Here is a 3,028-nt window from a genome sequence, read left to right as displayed (position 1 = left end):
TCCGGCGCGCGCATCTCGTGCAGGAGGAAACCGAGCTCGCGGCGCAGCACGTCCATGCCGCCGTCGACAGCCGTTCGCATGGCATCGAGCGCGAGCACGTTGGTGGTGCCTTCCCAGATCGGCAGGACATGGGCATCGCGCAGCAGCAGCCCGATGCCGGTGTCCTCGACGTAGCCCGCTCCGCCGAAGGCTTCCATCGCCTCGGTCAATACCGCGGTCGCCTGGCGCCCGGTCAGCGCCTTGGTGATCGGGGTGAGCAGGCGCAGCAGCTTCAGCTGCTGCTCGCTCGCGGCTCCGCTCTCACTGCGCCCGATGAGCGCGGCTACGAAGAACGTCAGGTGCAGCGCGGCCTGGCATTCGGCTTCGAGCCCGGCCAGGGTGTCGCGATGCAGCGGCTTGTCGATGAGCCGGCTGCCGAACGCACTGCGGCGGGTCGCGTAGTCCCTGGCCAGATCGATGCCCCGGCGCATCAGCGCCACCGCCACGACCGAATTCCACATGCGCGTGATGTTGAGCATCGGCGCGATGTGCCGGATGCCGTCGGTGAGCCCGCAGACCGGCTCGGCGCTCGCGCCCTCGAGCTCCAGCTCGGCTGTCGGCACCTTGCGCGTGCCGAGCTTGTCCTTGAGCCGGTTGACGCGGATGCCGTTGAGCGCCCCGTGCTCGTCGCGCGTCTCCAGATAGAACAGGGCGAGTCCGCGCCCGCCGGCGGGGTTACCTTCGGGCCGCGCCAGCGTGAGCGCCATTTGCGAGCCGATGGCGGAGGTGAACCACTTGCGCCCATACAACTTCCAGCCCCCGCCCTCACGCCGCGCCACGGTTTGCGATGCGCCGACATCCGAGCCGCCGGTCGCCTCGGTCATCCACTGGCCGCTGGTCCAGAACCGAGCCGGGTCGCGGCTGGTGAGGTGCGGTACGGCGCGCGCAGCCAGTTGCTCGTTGCCCGAATGGAGCAGCGCGCGTGCGGCGCCGTCGGTCATCGCCAGCGGGCAGCTGTAGACGTCGGTCGATGCCGCGAACAGATAAACCTTGGCGAACTGCACGCTGCGCGAATGCATGCCGAACGCCTGCTCGTAGGCTTCGGCGACGAGCCCATGCTCGGCAGCAAGGCGCTCGGCTTCCTGCCACAAGAGTGTCGGCGTAATTCGATCGATACGATTGCCCCACGCGTCCCACTGCACGAGCCGCGGCTCGTTCAGCCGATCGTCGAGCTGCATCCGGTAGAGCGGCCCGGCACCGAGCTCGCCGAGCCGATCGAGGACGGGCCCGCATGCGGCGAGCACGTGGGCGGGAAGCGCGTGCTGCAACAGCGCCCGCAAGCACCGATCACTGCGATAGAGATGATCGAGCCGCGGCGGATCCTGCGTGAAGGCCATGCCGCTCCTCCTGATTCCTCGACGCTGCGCGTCCTCCATCGGGCTGCGGTCAACCCTTAGCTTCGGTCTTGCGCTCGTAGCGCCCGGCCGGCACCAGCTCGGCCACCGTTCCGCCAGGCGCACGGAACTTGACCGGGATGACGCCCGGCTCGCTGACGATCTCGCAGCCATAGCGGCGGATCTTGTCGGTGTACGCGTCGATGTCGTCCACCTCGATCGCGAAGTGGTGGATGCACGGCCCCTCGCCGGAGGCCTTCGACTCGCGCGAATTGGCACCCTCGTCGTAGCGGATCAGGGCAAGATCGATGTCGCCGACGCTCAGGTGGCGCGAGGTATGGTCGCGCACCTTGCTCGTGACCTCCTCGGCGAAGCCGAATACCTCCTGGTAGAAGCGGGTCGTCTGCTCCAGATCGTTCACCTTCAATGCGATATGCACGATGCGGTTCATGCTGGCCTCACTCCATGGGTCGTTCGACTTGGAAATCTCGACTGGAAATCGCGCGCGACACCGGCTTGCGGCGCCTTTAGCTTACGCCGAATCCCGCGGCGGACAACCGCATCGCGGCATCCCCGCCGGTCAACCGCTCGGCGAATGTCCGCGCTCCCGCAGGGTTCGCGGATCGCGCTCCGATGCCGAGCGAATAGGTCGTCGGCGCCTGCAGCGATCGTGGCAACGGCGCGACCAGGTCCACGCCTTGCACCCACTTGATCTCGGTGATCTGGGTGCAGCCAACGGCGCCCGGCACGCGCTCCTGCGCCATCCGCGTCATGGCCGCGAAGCCGTTCGGAAAAGTCCTGAGCTTCGGAGCCACGGCCGCCGCGATACCGAGCTGCTCGCACATGCGCACGAACTGCGCCCCCGCGGTCGCGATGGCAGGATCAGGGAGATAGACGGCTGCCGCCTCGCACAAGGCGCGCGCCAAGGCTTGCTCCGTTCCGGCATCCGGATGCGTCGCCCCGACCGGGACGGCGATGCCGCCCACGACCGCGCCCAGGTCCGAGCGCGTGCCCGCGACGATGTGACCGGACGCGATCAGCTCGTCGATCATCGTCGCGGTCAGGATGACGACGTCGGCCGCAGCACCGTCGAGCAACTGCTTCCTCTGCGCGCCGACCGCGCCATAGGTTGCTGCAATCTCGCCGTGACCCTCGCGCTGCCACGCGTCGATCGCCTGCTGCACCACCGACTGGGCCGCTCCGGCGCTGATGATATGCAGGGTCACGCAACCTCCTCGGGCGCGATCAGGCGGGCGCGTGCCGGGCGATGATGCGCTTCACCTGCTCCGGATCGGCGTCGATCACGGTGCAGCGCTGCGGCATCGCTTCGAGGTTCTCGTATCCGGGCGGCCGCTCGGGCTCCCGCCCGATCGCTTCCCGGATCGATTCCGCGAACTTCACGGGTAGCGCGGTTTCCAGGCAAATGAGCGGCACGCCCGGCTCGCGGTGCTGCAATCCCACCTTGACGCCGTCGGCGGTATGCGTATCGATCAGCATGCCGTAGGTCTCGTACAGCGAGCGGATGGTGTCGATGCGGTCGCGATGGGTGCTCGCGCCCGACACGAAGCCCGTGGCGGCGATACGCGCCCGATCCGTGGGCGAGCCGAGCTCGAAGTTGCCTGCCGCATCGAGCTGCCGCCAGAGCCCGGCGAGCC

The 3,028-nt window shown here is 68.4% G+C and carries 3 protein-coding genes and 1 pseudogene (1 of these 4 cut by a window edge); all 4 read right to left on the bottom strand.

Annotated elements, in window-relative coordinates; translation table 11 throughout:
• The coding region (locus GEV05_25365) for an acyl-CoA dehydrogenase (GenBank protein ID MPZ46653.1) at positions 1–1,376 on the bottom strand (1,376 nt) is incomplete at its 3' end.
• Positions 1,377–1,425: 49 nt separating this feature from the next.
• Positions 1,426–1,824 carry a VOC family protein gene (locus GEV05_25360; GenBank protein ID MPZ46652.1) on the bottom strand — a complete coding sequence of 133 codons (399 nt, stop codon included), beginning with the start codon at positions 1,822–1,824 and terminating at the stop codon, positions 1,426–1,428.
• A 76-nt stretch (positions 1,825–1,900) separates the two neighbouring features.
• Complete coding sequence (locus tag GEV05_25355; protein MPZ46651.1) at positions 1,901–2,599, bottom strand: ABC transporter substrate-binding protein; 699 nt, start codon at positions 2,597–2,599, stop codon at positions 1,901–1,903.
• Between the two features lie 19 nt (positions 2,600–2,618).
• A pseudogene (locus GEV05_25350) lies at positions 2,619–3,028 on the bottom strand (threonine synthase); it runs 1,033 nt beyond the window's last position.

The sequence above is a fragment of the Betaproteobacteria bacterium genome (genome assembly GCA_009377585.1).
Lineage (GTDB): Bacteria > Pseudomonadota > Gammaproteobacteria > Burkholderiales > WYBJ01 > WYBJ01.
This window is presented reverse-complemented; position numbering and strand designations above follow the sequence as displayed.